The 19999-nt window shown below is 33.1% G+C and carries 14 protein-coding genes; 12 read left to right on the forward strand and 2 right to left on the reverse strand.

Going from position 1 to position 19999, the window contains the following annotated elements; all coding sequences use genetic code 11:
* The first annotated feature begins 46 nt into the window (after nucleotides 1-46).
* From DMZ43_RS09540 to uvrB, 4 genes are all read left to right on the forward strand, one after another.
* A complete protein-coding gene (locus DMZ43_RS09540; RefSeq protein ID WP_131507762.1) occupies nucleotides 47-4870 on the forward strand; it encodes a T9SS type B sorting domain-containing protein in 4824 nt (1607 codons plus the stop codon).
* Nucleotides 4871-5022: 152 nt separating this feature from the next.
* Entirely contained in the window at nucleotides 5023-5256 is a 234-nt protein-coding gene (locus DMZ43_RS09545; protein ID WP_161566747.1) for an NTF2 fold immunity protein, read from the forward strand.
* A gap of 72 nt (nucleotides 5257-5328) precedes the next feature.
* On the forward strand, nucleotides 5329-7671 hold the full coding sequence (locus tag DMZ43_RS09550; RefSeq protein ID WP_131507766.1) for a T9SS type B sorting domain-containing protein: 2343 nt from the start codon (nucleotides 5329-5331) through the stop codon (nucleotides 7669-7671).
* Nucleotides 7672-8185: 514 nt separating this feature from the next.
* On the forward strand, nucleotides 8186-10192 hold the full coding sequence (gene uvrB / locus DMZ43_RS09555; RefSeq protein ID WP_131507768.1) for an excinuclease ABC subunit UvrB: 2007 nt from the start codon (nucleotides 8186-8188) through the stop codon (nucleotides 10190-10192).
* Nucleotides 10193-10234: 42 nt separating this feature from the next.
* On the opposite strand, the gene DMZ43_RS09560 is transcribed toward uvrB, so the two are convergent.
* A complete protein-coding gene (locus tag DMZ43_RS09560) occupies nucleotides 10235-10636 on the reverse strand; it encodes a TerB family tellurite resistance protein (protein ID WP_129761634.1) in 402 nt (133 codons plus the stop codon).
* Nucleotides 10637-10951: 315 nt separating this feature from the next.
* Here DMZ43_RS09560 and DMZ43_RS09565 point away from each other — a divergent pair, with 315 nt between their 5' ends.
* Nucleotides 10952-11209 carry a DUF1456 family protein gene (locus DMZ43_RS09565; protein WP_129761633.1) on the forward strand — a complete coding sequence of 86 codons (258 nt, stop codon included), beginning with the start codon at nucleotides 10952-10954 and terminating at the stop codon, nucleotides 11207-11209.
* Nucleotides 11210-11256: 47 nt separating this feature from the next.
* Here the strand turns inward: DMZ43_RS09565 and sucC are convergent, their stop codons facing one another.
* Nucleotides 11257-12447 carry an ADP-forming succinate--CoA ligase subunit beta gene (sucC, locus tag DMZ43_RS09570; protein WP_131507770.1) on the reverse strand — a complete coding sequence of 397 codons (1191 nt, stop codon included), beginning with the start codon at nucleotides 12445-12447 and terminating at the stop codon, nucleotides 11257-11259.
* Between the two features lie 237 nt (nucleotides 12448-12684).
* Here sucC and lysA point away from each other — a divergent pair, with 237 nt between their 5' ends.
* From lysA to DMZ43_RS09605, 7 genes are all read left to right on the forward strand, one after another.
* Nucleotides 12685-13890, forward strand: a complete 1206-nt coding sequence (gene lysA, locus DMZ43_RS09575; RefSeq protein WP_129761631.1) for a diaminopimelate decarboxylase — start codon at nucleotides 12685-12687, stop codon at nucleotides 13888-13890.
* A 60-nt stretch (nucleotides 13891-13950) separates the two neighbouring features.
* Entirely contained in the window at nucleotides 13951-15306 is a 1356-nt protein-coding gene (locus DMZ43_RS09580; protein WP_131507772.1) for a carboxypeptidase-like regulatory domain-containing protein, read from the forward strand.
* A gap of 71 nt (nucleotides 15307-15377) precedes the next feature.
* The gene (locus DMZ43_RS09585) at nucleotides 15378-17261 is read left to right on the forward strand and encodes a sensor histidine kinase (RefSeq protein ID WP_131507774.1); all 1884 of its coding nucleotides are present in this window, start codon (nucleotides 15378-15380) and stop codon (nucleotides 17259-17261) included.
* Entirely contained in the window at nucleotides 17261-18001 is a 741-nt protein-coding gene (locus tag DMZ43_RS09590; RefSeq protein WP_131507776.1) for a LytTR family DNA-binding domain-containing protein, read from the forward strand. Before DMZ43_RS09585 ends, DMZ43_RS09590 begins: the two co-directional genes overlap by 1 nt.
* A gap of 149 nt (nucleotides 18002-18150) precedes the next feature.
* Nucleotides 18151-18582, forward strand: a complete 432-nt coding sequence (locus DMZ43_RS09595; RefSeq protein ID WP_131507778.1) for a hypothetical protein — start codon at nucleotides 18151-18153, stop codon at nucleotides 18580-18582.
* Nucleotides 18583-18599: 17 nt separating this feature from the next.
* Entirely contained in the window at nucleotides 18600-19376 is a 777-nt protein-coding gene (locus tag DMZ43_RS09600; protein ID WP_131507780.1) for a hypothetical protein, read from the forward strand.
* A gap of 11 nt (nucleotides 19377-19387) precedes the next feature.
* Nucleotides 19388-19906 carry a nuclear transport factor 2 family protein gene (locus DMZ43_RS09605; RefSeq protein ID WP_131507782.1) on the forward strand — a complete coding sequence of 173 codons (519 nt, stop codon included), beginning with the start codon at nucleotides 19388-19390 and terminating at the stop codon, nucleotides 19904-19906.
* The last annotated feature ends 93 nt before the right edge of the window (nucleotides 19907-19999 follow it).

Raw genomic sequence — 19999 nt, forward strand, 5'->3', positions numbered from 1 at the left:
GTCCCAAAACCATGTGTCGCTGTGAGTAAAACTTAACCTATTGATAATGAAAACCATCAAAATTTCCCTCCTTGTATTTGCATGTTTTTTATGTAACCAAGTATTCTCTCAACAAATTACTGTTGATAATACACTAACTGAACAACAACTTATTGAAAACACCCTTACTGAAGGTTGTGTAGAGATTACTAATATCAATTCGCAAGTTAATGGTAGCGTGAATGGATTTGGAAGTTTTGGTTATTTTGAAAGTGCGTCTTCAAACTTTCCTTTTGAAAATGGAATTATTCTTTCAACAGGTAATGCAGCTTCTGCAGGAAACACACAAAACAACGACATACTTAATGAAGGTGAAGACAATTGGCTTACCGATACCGATCTTGAAACCGCTTTAGGAATTACTGGGACATTAAACGCAACTTCTATTGAATTTGATTTTATTTCAATTTCAAACCAAGTGCAATTCAATTATATTTTAGCATCCGAAGAATATTTTGGTAATTTCCCATGTGAATATTCTGATGGGTTTGCATTTCTTATTAGAGAAGCAGGAACCAATGATCCTTACACAAATATTGCAGTAATTCCTGGAACATCTACTCCTGTCAACACAAACACTATCCATGATGAAATTGCTGGGTTTTGTGCTGCTGAAAATGACGAGTATTTTGAAGGCTATAGTATTGGAGATACAAACTTCAATGGTCGAACTACTGTAATGACTGCTACTGCAACTATTACGCCTTATGTACAATATCATATAAAAATGATTATTGCCGACCAAACTGATGAAAACTATGATTCAGCTGTTTTTATTGAAGGAAACAGTTTTGATGCTGTTGTAGATTTAGGTGAAGACATTTCAACTTGTGCTGAATCTTTAACCCTTAATGGAGATATCCAAAATGCTCAGGCTACTTACAGTTGGTATTTAAACAACACCTTAATTAATGGTGAAACTCAACCTGAACTTCATGTAACGCAATCTGGAACCTATACAGTTCAAATTGAAATTCCTATTTCAAACACAACTTGTATTATGGAAGATAGTGTTGACATTAGTTTAAGCTCTACACAATCTGCCGATCCAATTTCAGATTATGAAATTTGTGATGATTTAAGTGGTGATGGTATTGAAACTTTTGATTTATCAACTAAAGACGCTGAAGTTTTAGCATCTGTACCAAACTCAACCTACAATTACTCGTATCATTTAACAAATGATGACGCCATAAACAATACAAATGCTATTACAACACCTATACAAAACACCTCTAACCCACAAACTATTTTTGTAAGAATTGAAGATGTCAATAACGGTTGTTTAGCTTTTAGTACGTTCAACTTAATAGTTAACGAACTTCCTAATATTACAACTCCTACAGATTTAGATGTTTGTGATGATGATACTGCTGATGGTTTAACTTTAATTGATTTAAGTGAAAAGGATGATGAAATTACTTCCGGACAAACTATTCTTGATGTTACCTATCACTTTACACAAGCCGATGCTGACTCAGGAGCAAATCCAATTGCTTTACCATATAGCAATACCAGTCAAACAGAACAGTTATTTGTAAGAGTTACTAATTCGCAAACGGGTTGTGCATCAACTACAACATTAACTTTTAATGTGTTGGATAATCCTGTTATCAATACCGAAGACCTTTACATTGATGCCTGCGACCCAGAACATGATGGTTTTGCAACTTTTGACCTCAACACAATAACTGACGAGGTTTTAAATGGAATTACTGGAGTTTCAACTTCATTCCATGAAACATACGAAGATGCATTAACATTAAGTAATCCAATAGCAAACCCTACTAGTTACGACAATACTACGTTTGAAGAACAAACATTATATATAAGTGTTGTAGATGATGTTTCAGGATGTATTTCGGTTGCACCTTTTGAAATTCATGCAAACCTTTTACTAACAGGAACTACAATTAGAAATTTTTCGTTGTGCGACCAAGATAATGATGGTGAAGAAGCTTTCGACTTAGAAAATATAGCTATTTCCATTATCAATGACATCCCAAACGTAACAGTATCTTTTTATGAAACTGAAAGCGACAGAGACAATCAAATAAATGAAATAGATGTTACTGTTGCGTATGTACCTGATGAAATTCCGCATACATTATATATCGCATTACATAGCGACACTTGCACTGAATATGAAGACATTGAACTTAATCTAAACCCAATTATCGAATTCAACTCTATTGGAAGTGTTAATTATTGTGATGACGACCAAGATGGTTTCACACTTGTTGATCTTTCTATTTTTGACAGTATGGTTACTGAAGGACAATCGGGTTTTACAGTAAGCTATTACGAATCTGAAAATGATGCCAATGCCAATATAAATGTATTGCCAACTATGTACAGTAACATTTCTAATCCGCAAACACTTTACACTAGGATTAGATATGACCAAACTGGTTGTGCTGATGTTAACTCGTTTGAGTTAAATATTATTCCTGCTCCTATTACAACAACACCAAGTGATGTTGTAATTTGTGACGACAATCAAGATGGTATTTACATCATAGATTTAAATTCTAAAATTTCTGAATTGGTTTCAGATACAGCAAACAGAACATTTTCGTTCCACACCAGCTTATCTGATGCTGAAGCTAGTGCCAACGCAATTACTAACCCTGTAGCATACCCAAGTAATACTCAAACAATTTTCGCAAGGGTTGAAAATGCTACAACAGGATGCCATACTATTGAGTCTTTTGAAGTTATTGTAAACACACTTCCTACTTTTATAAACATAAGCAACTATAGTATTTGTGAGCAAAACAGCGACGGTTTTGGTGATTTTACATTCAATACAAAAGATGCTGAAATTCTCAACGGACAAGCAGGTAAAGACGTGCTTTATTTTGAATCACAAAACGATGCAGACAACCGCACAAACGCGATTGATAAAACTGTAGCTTATCAAAACTTAAGCAACCCACAAACCATTTTTGTAAGGATTGAAAACACAACAGATCAAGATTGTTATGGCACTGCATCATTTACTATTGAAATGGGAAGCAATCCAGAGTTCAATGCACCAACCGATTGGTTTGTTTGTGACGATATTTCAAATGATGGCAGCGAAGTATTCGATCTAAACGAAAAAATAACTGAAATCTCACAAGGCATTCCTGAGAATTTAGACATTACATTTTACACCTCTTTGGTAGATTCTGAAAATGGTACAAACCCTATCGCTTTAAACTATGCCAATACTTCAAATCCGCAAACTATTTATGTGAGAATTAATAATGGTACAATTTGTAATTCATTAACCGCTTTTGAGGTAAATGTTATTCCTGCTCCTGAAGCTAGTCCTTCAGAACCATTAGTGTCCTGTGATGTGGATTATGATGGTATCGTAACTTTTGATTTAACCGATGCAGAAGTTGATATTTTTGATGTAAGACAAGACGATATTGTTATTGCTTACTACGAAACGATTAACGATTTAGAAAACGAAACCAACCCAATTGCAGACCCTGAAAACTATAACAACATTTCAAACCCACAAACCGTTTATGTAAGAATTACAAATACGGTTTCTAACTGCTATTTAGGATTACCGTTAGAGCTAATTGTAAACCTACCTCCTACTATAAACGATTTTGAGTCAGTTAGTATTTGTGATAATGTAGACAACTACTACAATCTTAATGAAGTGAATACTTTAATAACTTCTGAAACTGATGCTGCAATCACCTATTACCTAAATACTAATGATGCCTTAACCGCAAATAATGCAATCGCAACAGACTACACGTATCAAACCGACAATGACACAATACACATTAGAATTGAAAATAGTACAACAGGTTGCTTTACTACCTATGCTTTTCAATTAGAGGTAAACCCATTACCTGTTGCATATCAACCAAGTGATTTGGAAGATTGCGACGATGATTTTGACGGATTTTTAACCTATGATTTATCACAACAAAACGCTACAATTTTAGGAACACAAAGTCCTAATAACTTTACTGTAACATATCACAACAGTGAAGCCGATGCAAATACAGGAGACAACAGTTTACCAGACTTGTATGATGCTATTGATGGAGAAATCATTTACGTGAGAGTTGAAAACAATACAACAGGATGTTACATAACCACTCAATTTACAACTCATGTTTATGCAAGACCTATTGTTGATATTGATGACCAAACCTTGTGCTTAAACAATTCTCCTTTATACGTAAGTGCTGAAACAAATAATCCTGGAGACGAATACATTTGGTCCACAAACCAAACCACTCCAGATATTGAAATTACTGAAATTGGTTCGTACTGGGTTACTGTAATCACGCCTTTTGGATGCTCTACAACCAGTGAGTTTGAAGTCATAGAATCTGAAACTGCAATTATAGAGTTTACTGAAACTTTAGATTTTTCTGACCCAAATTCTATTACTATTAATGTAAGCGGAATTGGTGACTATCTGTATATTTTAGATAATGGTGTACCACAAGAATCTAACTTTTTCAACAATGTTACTTTAGGATACCATACCATTACTGTAATGGATATTAATGGTTGTGCTGAAGCTACTAGAGAAGTTGTAGTGGTTGATGCACCTAAATTCTTCACACCAAATAACGATGGTTATTTTGATACTTGGCATATATCTGGTATAGAAACCTTACCTGGTTCCATAGTATATATTTACGACCGTTATGGCAAACTTATTAAGCAATTAACCTCAAACTCTGCTGGATGGAATGGTTTTTATAATGGAAACCGAATGCCTACAAGCGACTACTGGTTTGTTGCTAAAATAATAAGTGATGATGGAGAGTTTGAAGTTAAAGGACATTTTACGTTGAAGATATAATTTCTATATCTTTGATTTCGAAATAAATTTGAAATCAAATGAAACGAACTTTGTTTTTGATTTCTCTACTTTTCCTAAACTGTTCTAGTCATAAAAAAGATTCAAAACTCGAGCATGTAACATTTCCTTTAGTAGAAAGATATGGAATTGACTTGATAAGATCGGAAGAATTAGCCTCAAAAATTGCCGAAGCTATTTGGACAGAAAAGTATATAAATGATGACATTCAGTTATACAAACCATTTACTGTAAAATTAATTAATGATGGTAAAATTTGGGAAGTCATTGGAAATAGTCCTTTAAAAGGAAATGTCCACAAAAGAGAATATCATATGCTAATCAACAAAAACACCGGTGAAGTCTTGAGAAACTATGTGATTAAGTAATGCTTTTCTTTAACATTTCTTCAACGAAATACATTAAAGCATTATGTATCTTTGCAATCGGAAAAATTGCAAATGAACAAAGTAGTTATTATAGTATTGTTGTGTATGTGTACGTTTACCTATGGCCAAAACATTCAGGTAGACAGTCAAACTTATACACCTCAACAACTCATTGAAGACATTCTAATTGACAGCAACTGTATTGATAACGTTGTGGTGACCAATGTTTCTGGTGGCGATTTTGGAAACACCGACCAAAGTTACGGCTATTTCGATGCTGCTGGAACAACTTTTCCCTTACAAAGTGGTATTGTGCTTAGTACAGGACGTTTATCAAATGTACCTGGACCTAACACTTCATTAAGTGATGATGATGCTCCAAACTGGCTTGGAGATTCTGACCTTGAAAATGCATTAAACGAGTCTAACACTACTAATGCTACTATTATTGAATTTGAATTTTCTTCAGTAGCTTCACAAGTAAGTTTTAGATACTTATTTGCTTCAGAAGAATACCAAGAAGGCAACTCTAATACCTGTCAGTATTCTGATTTGTTTGGGTTTTTAATCAAACCTGCAAACCAACAACAATATACTAACATTGCTCTAATACCTAACACGCAAACGCCTGTAAAAGTAACTACAGTACATTCAGGAATTCCTGGAAGTTGCGCTCCTATTAACGAAACGTATTTTGGAAGTTGGAATGGTGCTAACACACCTATTAATTTTAATGGTCAAACTACTGTTTTAACTGCAACTGCTAACATAGTTCCTAATGAAACGTATCATGTAAAACTTGTCATTGCCGACGAGCAAAACTACAGGTACGACTCTGCTGTATTTTTAGAAGCTGGAAGTTTTGAGCTTTCAACAAACTTAGGTCCTGACAGATTATTAGCCAACAACAATGCTGTTTGCGAAGGAGAAACCTTAGAATTAAATGCTTACCAAAATGGACAAAACACCTACGAGTGGTATAGAGATGGTGTATTAGTTCAAGGTGCTCAAACAGGTTGTGGAACCTGTGGAACATATACTGTTTCTCAACCAGGTACATACACAGTAGAAGTAGGATTGGCTAATAGTTGTATTTCTTATGGTGAAGTGGTTGTTGAATACTCACCCAACCCAATAGTTTTTGATTCGGTATTAATTGAATGTGACCAAAATCAAGATGGTATTACTTATTACAACTTGTTTGATGCCTCACAAGATGTTACTAATAATGACGCTTCACTTCTTGTTACTAATTTTTACCTTTCGGAAAATGACGCGCTCAATGAGGTCAACGAAATACCAAATGCTAGCAATTTTCAAAATAGTAATCCTTTTCAAACAGTTTATGCTCGTGTAGAAAATGAAAACCGATGCTCTAACATTGCTGCTGTAGAATTACAAATATCCAATAACACCTTATCTATACCTAATGCCGAAGCTTGTGATGGCGAAATTATTGATGGCTTTGGAGAATTTGATTTAACCGAAATTTCAACCTCCTTTGAAGATCAAATTCCAACTGGAGCAACAGTTCAATACTACGAAACTGAAGCTGATGCCTTTAGTGAAACCAATGCGTTGAGCTCTCCTTATCAAAATAGCACAGCATACAATCAAACGCTTTTTGTTAAAGTAACAACAGCCAACAACCAATGTTATAGCATTGACACTGTAGCTTTAGAAGTACTTTATACGCCTACTCTTTTAGAAGACGAAACGTTTATTTACTGTCTCAACACCTATCCTGAAACTTTAACATTATATGGAGGTGTTCTTAACGATTCTCCAAGTAATTACTATTATGAATGGTTATTTAATGGAAATTCAACAACAGTAAATACCTCTTTTAACAACATTAACGAAGTTGGCACCTACACTGTTATTGTAACTGACCCTAATGGATGCTTTGCATCAAGAACCATTACGGTTGAAGCTTCAAATATAGCTACCATAGAAAATATTACTATTGAAGAAGGCACATTTAACAACACAATATCTGTAACCGTTAGTGGTGAAGGCATGTATGAATATGCTTTAGATAATGGTGCTTATCAAGACGAATCTGTATTTTATGATGTTCTTCCTGGATTTCACACCGTTTATGTTAAAGACAAAAATGATTGTGGAGTTGCTGAACAACTTATTTCAGTACTTGGTTTTCCTAAATTTTTCTCACCAAATGGTGATACCATAAAAGACACATGGAAAGTATATGGAACCAATGAGCAATTTAACCGAGGTATTGATATAAAAATATTTAATCGCTATGGTAAGTTATTAGCTTCAAGAAATCACCTTACTAATGGTTGGGATGGTACTTTTAAAGGTAAGGCTTTACCAAGTGACGACTATTGGTATCTTGTGACTTTACCTGACGGAAGAACTTACCGAGGACATTTTGCATTGCTTAGGTAGTTTCGTATTATAATTAATGTCAACATAAGTAGAAATGATAATGCTGAAACAAAAACACATCTACTTTTCAATAGTCATTAGTGGAATAATAAATGCTATAATTGGAGGAATATTAATTTATTACTCATTTATAGGACACTCAGATTAATCTCTGGAGCATTAATACCTTTAGCTGCCTTATCATTTTATGGAGATGGTTACTCAAAGTACAAAAATTTCGAGATTACAATTGATCTCTTAAAAAAAGTTTTTAAGCCAACTATTAAAATTATCTATAATTTTTTGGTATTAAATATTATTTTAATGAGTTGGGTTGGATTTTTAAATAGTGAAATCCCTATGAATTCTGAAAATTTATTATTTCTTATAATTATCCTATTAATTTTTGTTTTACCAAATTTAGTCCTTCAAATTGGATTTTATAATTATTTAAAAAAGAGGTTAAGTAAAACTAATTCTTAAAATAACTTAACTTTAAACTTTACAAAGCACAAACAGCATTACTTCTAAGAATATGAAATTTAAAGTCAAATCAGAATTTAAACCTACAGGAGACCAACCCAAAGCTATAAAACAATTAGCTACTGGTATAGAAAGTAATGAAAAATACCAAACGCTTCTTGGTGTTACAGGTTCAGGTAAGACATTTACTGTTGCCAATGTTGTTCAAGAAGTGCAAAGACCAACTTTGGTTTTAGCGCATAACAAAACATTAGCAGCACAATTATACAGTGAGTTCAAGCAGTTTTTTCCTGACAATGCTGTAGAGTATTTTGTGTCTTATTATGACTACTACCAACCAGAAGCTTACATTCCTGTATCTGGTGTTTACATTGAAAAGGACTTATCAATAAACGAAGAAATTGAGAAGATGCGTTTAAGTACAACCTCTTCTCTGCTGTCTGGTCGTAGAGATGTTTTGGTAGTTGCTTCAGTGTCTTGCTTGTATGGTATTGGAAACCCTATTGAATTTCAAAAGAATGTAATTTCTATTGAAGTTGACCAAACTATTTCCCGAACCAAACTGCTACATCAACTTGTGCAAAGTTTGTATTCGCGTACTGAAGCCGATTTTAACCATGGTAATTTCAGAATAAAAGGTGATACAGTAGATATTTTCCCTGGTTATGCAGATAATGCATTCAGAATTCATTTCTTTGGAGACGAAATTGAAGAGATTGAAGCGTTCAACCCAATGAGTAATGAAATTATTGAACGTTATGAAAAGCTCAACATCTATCCTGCAAATATGTTTGTAACCTCTCCTGAAGTCTTACAAAATGCAATAAAAGACATTCAAGATGATTTAGTAAAACAACATGATTATTTCAAAGAAATTGGCAAACATTTGGAAGCTAAACGTCTTAAAGAACGTACCGAATTTGACCTTGAAATGATTCGCGAACTTGGGTATTGCTCAGGTATTGAAAACTATTCGAGATACCTAGATGGTAGAGCTCCAGGAACGCGACCGTTCTGTTTGCTAGATTATTTCCCTGATGATTTTCTTATGGTTGTAGATGAAAGTCATGTAACCATATCGCAAGTGCATGCTATGTATGGAGGTGACAGAAGCCGAAAAGAAAACCTGGTTGAATACGGTTTTAGGTTGCCTGCAGCTATGGATAATAGACCTTTAAAGTTTGAAGAATTTGAAGCTTTACAAAACCAGGTAATTTACGTAAGTGCAACTCCTGCAGATTATGAACTTCAAAAAACTGACGGTATTTATGTAGAGCAAGTGATTAGACCTACAGGTCTTTTAGACCCTGAAATTGAAGTTAGACCGAGTTTAAATCAAATTGATGATTTAATAGAAGAAATTCAGCAACGTGTTGAAAAAGATGAGCGCACACTAGTTACTACACTTACCAAACGTATGGCTGAAGAGCTTACCAAATATCTGGAGCGCATACAAATTCGTTGTCGTTACATTCATAGTGATGTAGATACTTTGGAACGTGTTGAGATTATGCAAGATTTAAGAAAAGGCTTGTTTGATGTACTTGTAGGTGTCAACTTGCTTCGTGAAGGGTTAGATTTACCTGAAGTGTCTTTAGTTGCTATTTTAGATGCTGATAAAGAAGGTTTTTTACGTTCAGCACGTTCATTAACCCAAACTGTTGGTAGAGCTGCGCGTAATCTTAACGGTAAAGCCATTATGTATGCTGATAAAATTACCAATAGTATGCAAAAAACCATTGATGAAACTAATTACAGACGTGAAAAACAAATTGCTTATAACACAGCTAACAATATTACACCAAAAGCGTTAAACAAAAGTTTGGATAATGCCTTAGCAAAAAACTCAGTGAGTACTTATAGCTATGAATTAGAAGCTTTAAAAGCTGCAGAACCTGAAAGTGAATATTTAACAAAAGGTGAATTAGAAAAGAAAATACGCGAAAAACGCAAATCAATGGAACAAGCTGCCAAAGCCTTAGACTTTATTGTTGCTGCTCAATTAAGGGATGAAATTAAAGTCTATCAAGAGAAGTTAGAAAAACTAAAAGTAAAGTGATTTGTGTTTAACATCTAGAACAACTGCTAACTGCTTACAAATCTAATTATATTGTACTTTAAAGATGTCAATTAAAAAATCTGGTGGTACAATTTTGTTTGGGAAACTTTCCATTAAATCCAACACTCTATTTATAGATTCATGGCTTAAACCCATCCTCAATCCAAAATTATGTAACCTTACAAGTTCTTTTGAAGTAAATTCCTTATCCAAATTCATTAACAACACCAATCTATGGAATTGTACAATGCGTTCGCTGTGCGATTTTAAATGCACATAATGTACTGGAGACTTAAATAAATAATCAAAATCTTCTTTAGATATTTCTAATTGTTTAGCAATGCCTAAAAGAAAATTGTATTCAATGGATTTAATATTCTCATCTTTCATAGCGAATGCTATCATCTCGGATAACAGACTCAACTTTTCAACACGATTTATCATACCTGAGGGAGTAATTATTACTTTTTATAAAGTTAAATAGATAAATACTTTTATTGTCGTAGATATTTCGTCGCTTATCGAAAAAAAAGATGTCATTCATCGTAGTTTTCTTACGTTCGTACATTTATTTGATTTAAAATATTGAAAATCAACACATTAACAATACATGCGCATTTCGTCGATTTTATAGACTTAAAAAAACAAGTTCGATGAAATGCACATTAGGAAATCGTTAAATTTATTGTACTTTGGTTTTTTATTAATGCTTTCAAAAAATTCAGAGAAAAATCACCCTCTCAATTAAGTTAACAGACTATGACAAACAACGATATATTTAAAAAATTACGAGTAGCTCATAAATTAAGAGACGATGAAATTGTTGAAATTTTAGCTTTGGTTGATTTTAGAATTTCAAAAAGTGAACTTGGTGCTTTTTTCAGAAAAGAAGACCATCCTAAATATATGGAATGTGGCGACCAAATTTTACGTAACTTTTTAAATGGCCTTATCATTCATTTACGTGGTCCGATGCCTAAAAAGGAAAATTCAAATAAACCACAAAAAAAGAGTTGAAACTTTAAAGCTTCAACTCTCTTATCTATTTTGTATTTATAATATCCTTAAGCCAGTACCTGCTGTACTTTATCTGCAGCTTCCTGGAACTCAGTAGCACTTAGTACATCTAATCCTGAATTATCAATTAATTCTTTAGCGATATCAGCATTAGTACCTTGTAAACGTACAATAATTGGCACGTTTATAGTTCCCATGTTTTTATAGGCATCAATGACACCTTGTGCAACACGATCACAACGAACAATACCACCAAAGATGTTAATTAAAATAGCTTTTACATTAGGATCTTTTAAGATAATTTTAAACGCAGCCTCTACACGAGCAGCATCAGCAGTACCACCAACATCTAAGAAGTTAGCTGGCTCTCCACCTGCTTGCTTAATTAAATCCATAGTTGCCATTGCTAAACCAGCTCCATTTACCATACAACCAACGTTTCCGTCAAGGTCAACATAGTTAAGTCCAACTTCTTTAGCTTCAACTTCAATAGGGTTTTCTTCGCGTAAATCTCTTAAATCTATATAGTCTTTGTGACGGTAAAGTGCATTGTCATCAATAGTCACTTTAGCATCAACAGCCATAATTTTGTCATCACTTGTTTTTAAAACAGGATTAATCTCAAAAAGAGAAGAATCAGACTTTACATAAGCAGTATATAATGAAGAAACAAATTTTGTCATTTCTTTAAAAGCTACTCCACTCAACCCTAAGTTAAATGCAATACGTCTTGCTTGAAAAGGCATTAAACCTACAGCAGGATCAACTTCTTCATGAAAAATTAAGTGTGGTGTTTCTTCAGCAACAGTTTCTATATCCATTCCACCTTCAGTAGAATACATAATCATATTTTTACCTGTACCACGATTTAAAAGCACAGACATGTAAAACTCGTCTGGTTCACTATCACCTGGATAATACACATCCTCAGCAACTAACACTTGGTGTACTTTTTTACCCTCAGCAGAAGTTTGAGGTGTAACCAAATTCATTCCTATGATTTGACCTGCTATACTTTCTACTTCTTGAAGATTTTTGGCTAGTTTAACTCCTCCTCCTTTTCCGCGTCCACCTGCATGAACTTGAGCTTTTATAACATGCCAACCTGTTCCAGTTTCTTCAGTTAATTGCTTAGCAGCTGCTACTGCTTCTTGAGCGTTTTGGGCTACAATACCACGTTGTACGCGAACTCCAAAACCTGCTAATATGTCTTTTCCTTGATATTCGTGTAAATTCATAATTCGCTATAAAGTTTAAGTGGCACAAATGTAATTAATAGAGATTACTTACCCTAATATTTACTCGATAATTGAAATTTTAATCCTCGAAAAAAACACAGCCACAAAAGTCTTTTATTCTAGACAAAAATTATTTGTTAATTATTTAACACAATGTTTAAATTGTGTGATATTTTAAATCTTAAATTTCAATTTAAAGGGAATAAAATACCTTTGGAAAAAATTTGCACCAATATAATGTTAGAAAAGCAACTACTTAATATCGCTCAAGAATTCGGGAGTCCTGTTTATGTATATGATTCTGAAAAAATAACATCTCAATACAAGAGATTAACCAATGCTTTTAATAAAGTAAAACATCTTAAAATCAATTATGCTGCTAAAGCATTGTCAAACATTTCAGTATTAAAATTATTAAAAGGATTAGGTTCAGGACTCGATACTGTTTCTATTCAAGAAGTTCAATTAGGTTTAGCTGCTGGTTTTTCACCTGAGACTATTATTTATACGCCTAATGGTGTATCATTAGAAGAAATTGAAACTGCAGCAAAACTTGGTGTGCAAATAAATATTGACAACCTTTCTATTTTAGAGCAGTTTGGGACAAAGTACCCTAAAGTTCCTGTTTGCATTAGAATAAATCCGCATGTCATGGCTGGCGGAAACACTAACATTTCTGTTGGACATATTGATAGTAAATTTGGTATTTCCATTCACCAAATTCCGCATATACTTCGTATTGTAGAAAACACCAAAATGACTATTAATGGTATACACATGCACACAGGTAGTGATATTTTGGATATTGATGTGTTTTTATATGCCAGCGAAATATTATTTGACACTGCTAAGCATTTTAAAAACTTAGAATTTTTAGATTTTGGTTCAGGATTTAAAGTTCCTTATAAAGAAGGTGATATTGAAACCAACATTGAAGAGTTTGGTAAAAAACTGACGAAACGATTTAATACATTTTGCAAAGAATATGGTAAAGAGCTCACTTTAGCTTTTGAACCAGGAAAATTTTTAGTGAGTGAAGCTGGTTACTTTTTAGCTAAAGTAAATGTTGTAAAACAAACTACCTCAACGGTTTTTGCTCAAATAGATTCTGGCTTTAATCATTTAATAAGGCCAATGCTTTATGGTTCTCAGCACGAAATAGTCAACATTTCGAACCCAAAAGGAAGAGAACGCTTTTACTCGGTTGTAGGCTACATTTGTGAAACCGACACCTTTGCCAATAACCGACGAATAAATGAAATTGCTGAAGGTGATATTCTTGCGTTTAAAAACGCTGGAGCCTACTGCTACTCTATGTCTTCAAACTACAACTCACGTTATCGTCCTGCTGAAGTATTATGGCACAAAGGACAAGCGCAATTGATTAGAAAACGAGAAACTTTTGAGGATATTTTAAAAAATCAGGTAGAGATAGACATTTAATTTTTATTGACTGCATTTAAAATCTATATTTTTTAATTTTATTGCAAACTATACTATAATTTGCAAAAAATTGCTCTAATACTGTTTTTGTTATCTCTTTCAGTACATGGTCAAACCATTGAAGGTGTAGTTTTAGATTTTGACACAAAAACTCCATTAGAAAGTGTTAGTGTTATTTTTAAAGATAGAAAAACAGGAACTGCAACTAATTCTTCAGGAAAGTTTAGGTTAAAACTCAAAGCCAAACCTTCAAACAAAGACAGCATCACCTTTTCAGCGATTGGTTATTCTACAATAAAAGTGAGTGTTGAAGATTTTCATAAAAACCAAAGCACCATACTTTTAAAGAGCAAAATAGAAGCTCTGGATAAAGTTACAGTCACTTCAAACATAAAATTAAAACCTAAAATATCTTATGAAAAGATTGAACCTTTAAGTAAAGGTGTTTATGCTTCTAGCTCTATAATTATCAATAACAATGTATATATAGTTGGTGGTGATGTATCACATATTGAAGATATAAACAAAAGAGTATTTAAACAGGTAAGTGAAATACCTGAAGCTAGCCTTAGTGATTTTTTAAAGGCATTGAGAAGTAATTATACTTGGGAAAAATACACTGATAACATTCAAGTTTATAATCTTGATAACGAAACATTGACTACTCTACCTTCACAACTCCAAGAAAGAGCATATCATAAAATAGTTTCAGTTAATGATTCCATATATGTTTTAGGAGGAAAAAGTCTTTCAATAAATAGAAAGCGTGAATACCTAAAAAACACAATTGAGGTTATTGATTTAAACACCAGAAAAATTATTGAAGATGAAACTTTTCCGCATCAAGCAATAAATTTTACTGCAATTGCCTATGACAGAAATATAGTAATAATGGGAGGCTCAACTAAACTTAAAAAAAATGGAGACAAAATTTTTACTAATGAATCTCATATATACAACTTAGATTCTGGTCTTTGGTATGAATTGAAAAACCTCACAAAGCCTAAAGAAACACAAGGCATCATCATTGGAAACACAATTTACTTAATTGGCGGATTCAATGGTAAAGCATTAAAAGAAATTGAATCTTATAACTTAACCTTTGGAGAATGGACTCATGAAGCTGATTTATTTTTTGGTATTGAAAGACCTTCTCTCTGTAATTCCAACGACACAATTTATATTTTTGACGACGACAATATATTTACTTACAACACTACCGCAAAGACTCTAAAACAGTTTAAAATAGATTTACATTTAAAGGAATCTGAAATGCATTATTACAAAAATGCACTTTATATTTTTGGAGGCTATCATGTAGATGAATTTTCAAAAGTACCTTCAAAAAAAGTGTATAAAATTAGTCTAAAAGCATTTTCATCTACAAAACCTATTGAAACTAAGATTTTCAAATAAAAGCTTTATATTTCTTTTTTTATTACCTTTAGCTTACCCTAAAGTCTTAATTAATAGCTTATTTAAGGCTTATGAAACAACTAACCATTTTTTTTGCATTACTATTTGCAATCACCTGTTCTGCACAACATTCTAATTCTCAAAAATTAGATTCGCTGCTCAATTGGTTAGATAATCACATCCATAATTCAAAAGATTCTACGCATATTTCAAAAAATGCGCATAAAGCCATTGCACTATCAAATACTACCAAAAATTCTGATGCGCTTGCCAAATCATACAGCTTTTTAATCACCTATCATAAAGACTATTCTAAACTAGATTCAGCTTTTATTTATCTTGAAAAAGCTAAAGACATCTATACTCAACAAGAAAACAATAATGCTTTAGCCAATGTATATCTAAAACACAAAGAACTTTTAATGGTAAAAGCTGATTATGCTCAGGCAACAAAAAAAACCTATGAAGCTCTGGAGTTATATGAGAAAACAAACAATAAAAAAGGGATTGCTCAATGCTATGCAGCTATTTGCGACCTAAAATATTACGAACGTAGTTATGCTGAAGGAGTTGAATGGTGTGACAAAGCCATTGCTATATTAGAACAGCTTGACGATGCAAAAGTTGAACTAGCTGAAACCTATCGTTTTAAGGCTTTTGATCAATTATTTTCTACTTCAAACCTAGAAGAAGCACTTGAAAGCATTAACACTTCAATTGACTTATACAAGGAATTGAACGAATACGGAATTCCTATGATGGCTTCCGTAAATTGGCGAGGAAATATTTACAAATACATGGAACGCTACGATGAAGCCATTGCAGATTATCAAGCTAATTATGACAATTCAACCAAGCTAGGTTTAGAGCGTTATCTCATCCCATCACTTGCAAATACTGGTCATGTATATTATATGCAAGGTAGATATCAAGAAGCATTACCCTATAATCTCAAAGCCATTGAGCTTATAAAAAAAACAGGTAGAGTTAGAAATCTTTGGGAAAACTATATGCATGTATCTAACATTTACGAGTCATTAGGCAACTACGAATCCGCATTGCATTACCATCATTTATATGCTCAAACTTTAGAAGAATTTAAAGACAATGTCATTTTTGGGTTAGAATCTGAAGCTCAAGCAAAATATGAAACTGGTCAAAAAAATGCGACTATCTATTTTCAAGACGAAAAAATCGCGCAACAAAAGCGCACACAAATACTCTACATTATACTTGCTAGTTTATTAGCATTTATTCTCTTTGGGTTGTTTTACAATTACCGAAAACGTCAAAAGCGAAATCAAGAACTTCAAATCTTAAATAAAGAACTCGACACCAAAAACAAACAAAACGAATTACTACTCAGAGAAATTCACCATCGTGTAAAAAACAATCTCGAGATGGTTAAAAGTCTCATCAGTTTACAATCTGCTCAATTACATGATTCTGAAACTAAAGAAGCTATGATAGCAAGTCAAAACAGAGTACAATCTATGGGAATTATCCATCAAAAACTCTATCAAGGCGAAAATTTAGGAGCCATAGAAATGAAAGACTATTTTATAAACTTAGGCGACGGTATTTTAGACTCTTTTAATGCTGAAAATAAAGTAAAAATAGAATGTGCTATGGAAAATCTAGAACTAGACGTAGACACAGCTGTACCTATTGGCCTTATAGTAAACGAACTACTCACAAATGCAATAAAATATGCTTTTCCTGATGATGCAAAAGGGATTATAAACATTAGTCTTAAAAAAGATAACGACACTACGCTTACATTAAAAGTCAAAGACAATGGCATTGGCAAAGTAAAAAATGCACCAGCAAAAGGCACAGGATTTGGCTCACAGCTTATTCAATTATTAACGCTTCAGCTTAATGGAAAAATGCAAGAAATCATTGATAAAGGAACAGCGGTTTTATTTCAATTCAAACTTAATACATCAACCTAATGTCGCAACCATCAAAAATATTAATTGTAGAAGACGAAATGGTTATTGGAGCTAATATTTCGTTACAACTCTCATCTTTGGGTTATGAAATTACTGGTGTTATTCCTCGTGGTGAAGAAGCTATTATTAATGTAAAACAAGACACTCCTGATATTATTTTAATGGATATTAATTTAAAAGGAGCTCTCGATGGCGTAGAAACCGTAAAACTGATTCAAAAAGAGTTTGATATCCCAATCATTTACCTAACGGCAAATGCTGATGACATCCACTTTAACAAAGCAAAAGCTACCAATCCTCATGCGTTTATATCAAAACCTTTTAAAAAACTAGACCTTCAGCATGCTATTGAACTTGTAATTGCTAAACAAGACCTTAAACAAAACACTACAAAAACTGTAGAAGACAACCCTTCTCCTTTTATTTTAAGCGATTCTATATTTGTGCGCCATCATGAAAAAATGGTAAAGGTGGATATTAAAGACATTCTTTACATAGAAGCCGAACGCAACTATTGTAGGATTCACTCCAAAAGCAAAGAGTACCTATTGGTTATCACTTTAAAGGATTTAGATGAAAAACTTCCAGAAATGCATTTTTTACGTATTCACAGATCATTTATCATTAATATTTCGCACATAGATGAAGTTGCCACAAACCATGTGGTTATTGCTAAAAAAGCGATTCCTGTTAGTAAAACTTTAAAAGAAGAATTACTAAAAAGACTACATACTATTTAATTTTTTCTGCTTAGAAAACTATAACCTACCCTTCGGACAGTATTTATATCCATTCGTCCTAAACCACTTCTTTCAATCATTGATTATTAGTTATTTAGATACCAAATCAAAAATAAATCACTATTAATTAACCATTAAAACTATTAATCATGAAAATTTTAAAAACTACGTTAGTATTAGCTTTATTATTAATACTTGCACCAACAAACGCAAGTGCTCAAGACAATACTGTATTTACAGTTACCACTTGGAAAATTACAATTCCAGAAAATGGCTCACAAGCCGAATTAGCTTCATTATTAGAAGAGTTCCAAAAAAAGGTTGTTCTGCCTAATGACAAAATCATAAGCGAGCGTGCAATGAGACATCTTTCAGGTAGCGATTCTAGAGATTTAGTATTCGTTACAGAGTATGCCAACTGGAATGATGTTGAAGCTGCAAGTGTAAAGCAAGGAGAGTTAATTAATTCTGCTTGGAAAACTGAAAATGATAGAGATGCATTTTTCAAAAAGTTTGATAAATACTTTTTAATGCATACAGACGAACTGTTTTCAGGGTTACCTCAATTAGACAAAAAATAATTCAAACACTATTAATCATGAAAATTTTAAAGACAATCAGTGCCTCAAACACATTGAAATCTAAACTATTGCTTTTGGCTCTACTTGTACTGCCTTTAGTAACAGTAGCTCAAGTACAAGCTTATCTTGTTCATGAAGACCAAGTTAAACCTTCAAAGCACAATGACTATATTGAAGTTTCTAAAGAGTTTAAAGCGCTTTGTGAAAAGCATAATTTTTCAGAATCCTGGAGTGTTGCACAAATGGATGATGGTACATTTTTAACTATTACTCCTGTTGAAAAATTTGCAGATTTAGATGAAGATCCAATGGAAGATTTTGCTAAAACCGTAGGTGAAGAAAAATTCACCTCTTACTTTGAGCGTTTTAACGAATGCTACGACAAACACGGTAGCTACATTACATTACTAAATGAAAACCTGTCTTACATGCCAGATGGGATGAGTACAACTCAAGAAGGGCAAAACTACCGAAGATGGATTTTTATGGATGTTGCAGCCAAAAACGTAAGTAAAACCAGAGAAGCAATAAAAGCTATTAAAGATTTGTTTGCACAAAAAAATTCCAAAATGCACTATCGCATTTACCAAAACGGTTTTGGGCATGTTGGAGATAGATTTGTTGTGGTTATTTCAGCTAAAAGCGCTTTGGATTATGAACAAGTTTCTGAAGACAATTGGAAACTCTTAGGTGAAGAAGCTAGACCGCTTTTTGACAATTTAAATAGTCTTATTTCAAGTTACAGTGAAATATCTGGCTGGATGCGACCTGATTTAAGCTACAGTAAACAATAAAACCTAAACCAATGAAAAAGCTATTTATTTTAAGTATTGTACTCGTTTTATTTACAGCTTGCCAAGAACAAAGCAAACGCTACACACAACAGTCGCCTGAAATTGAAACAGTAAAAAAAGCGATACAGCAATACAATGCCAAGAATTATGATACCAGCTTTTATGCTGACACTTGTAAAACTTACTTCAACTCTGATAAGTTTATGACTGTAGAAGAAACCATGTCGTTTCATAAAGCTAATGAAAATTACTACTCTAGCAGAGGGTTTACCGACAATGATCCAGAATATGAAATGGTAGTAACTGACGATGGCGAAACTTGGGTAAACTGTTGGCTAGAATGGAAAGGTACAATGAAAGAAACTGGTAAAGAAATTACAATGCCTGTTCATCTTACCTATAGATTTGCTGATGGTAAAATTGTAAGACAATTAGGTTACTGGGATCCAACAGAGGTTATCTTAGAACTTCAAGCTATTGAAGCTAGTAAAAAAGAATTGTCGAAAGAAGAAGCTGAAGCTTCTAAATAACCAACTCACAAAAAGGTAGATTTTAGTTTTGGTGGAGATGACTAAATTAATGGTTATAAGTAAAACATCTTTAAAGTTTAGTGTTAAATATTT

Origin of the sequence: Meridianimaribacter sp. CL38 (assembly GCF_004328055.1) — a bacterium.
In the GTDB taxonomy this organism is placed as follows: Bacteria; Bacteroidota; Bacteroidia; order Flavobacteriales; family Flavobacteriaceae; genus Gaetbulibacter_B; species Gaetbulibacter_B jejuensis.

Excerpts from the sequence above, each read along its gene's own strand:
- DMZ43_RS09540 (WP_131507762.1), top strand. The coding sequence starts at position 47 with ATGAAAACCATCAAAATTTCCCTCCTTGTATTTGCATGTTTTTTATGT.
- DMZ43_RS09550 (WP_131507766.1), top strand. The coding sequence starts at position 5,329 with ATGAACAAAGTAGTTATTATAGTATTGTTGTGTATGTGTACGTTTACC.
- uvrB (WP_131507768.1), top strand. The coding sequence starts at position 8,186 with ATGAAATTTAAAGTCAAATCAGAATTTAAACCTACAGGAGACCAACCC.
- DMZ43_RS09560 (WP_129761634.1), bottom strand. The coding sequence starts at position 10,636 with ATGATAAATCGTGTTGAAAAGTTGAGTCTGTTATCCGAGATGATAGCA.
- DMZ43_RS09565 (WP_129761633.1), top strand. The coding sequence starts at position 10,952 with ATGACAAACAACGATATATTTAAAAAATTACGAGTAGCTCATAAATTA.
- sucC (WP_131507770.1), bottom strand. The coding sequence starts at position 12,447 with ATGAATTTACACGAATATCAAGGAAAAGACATATTAGCAGGTTTTGGA.
- lysA (WP_129761631.1), top strand. The coding sequence starts at position 12,685 with ATGTTAGAAAAGCAACTACTTAATATCGCTCAAGAATTCGGGAGTCCT.
- DMZ43_RS09585 (WP_131507774.1), top strand. The coding sequence starts at position 15,378 with ATGAAACAACTAACCATTTTTTTTGCATTACTATTTGCAATCACCTGT.
- DMZ43_RS09590 (WP_131507776.1), top strand. The coding sequence starts at position 17,261 with ATGTCGCAACCATCAAAAATATTAATTGTAGAAGACGAAATGGTTATT.
- DMZ43_RS09595 (WP_131507778.1), top strand. The coding sequence starts at position 18,151 with ATGAAAATTTTAAAAACTACGTTAGTATTAGCTTTATTATTAATACTT.
- DMZ43_RS09600 (WP_131507780.1), top strand. The coding sequence starts at position 18,600 with ATGAAAATTTTAAAGACAATCAGTGCCTCAAACACATTGAAATCTAAA.
- DMZ43_RS09605 (WP_131507782.1), top strand. The coding sequence starts at position 19,388 with ATGAAAAAGCTATTTATTTTAAGTATTGTACTCGTTTTATTTACAGCT.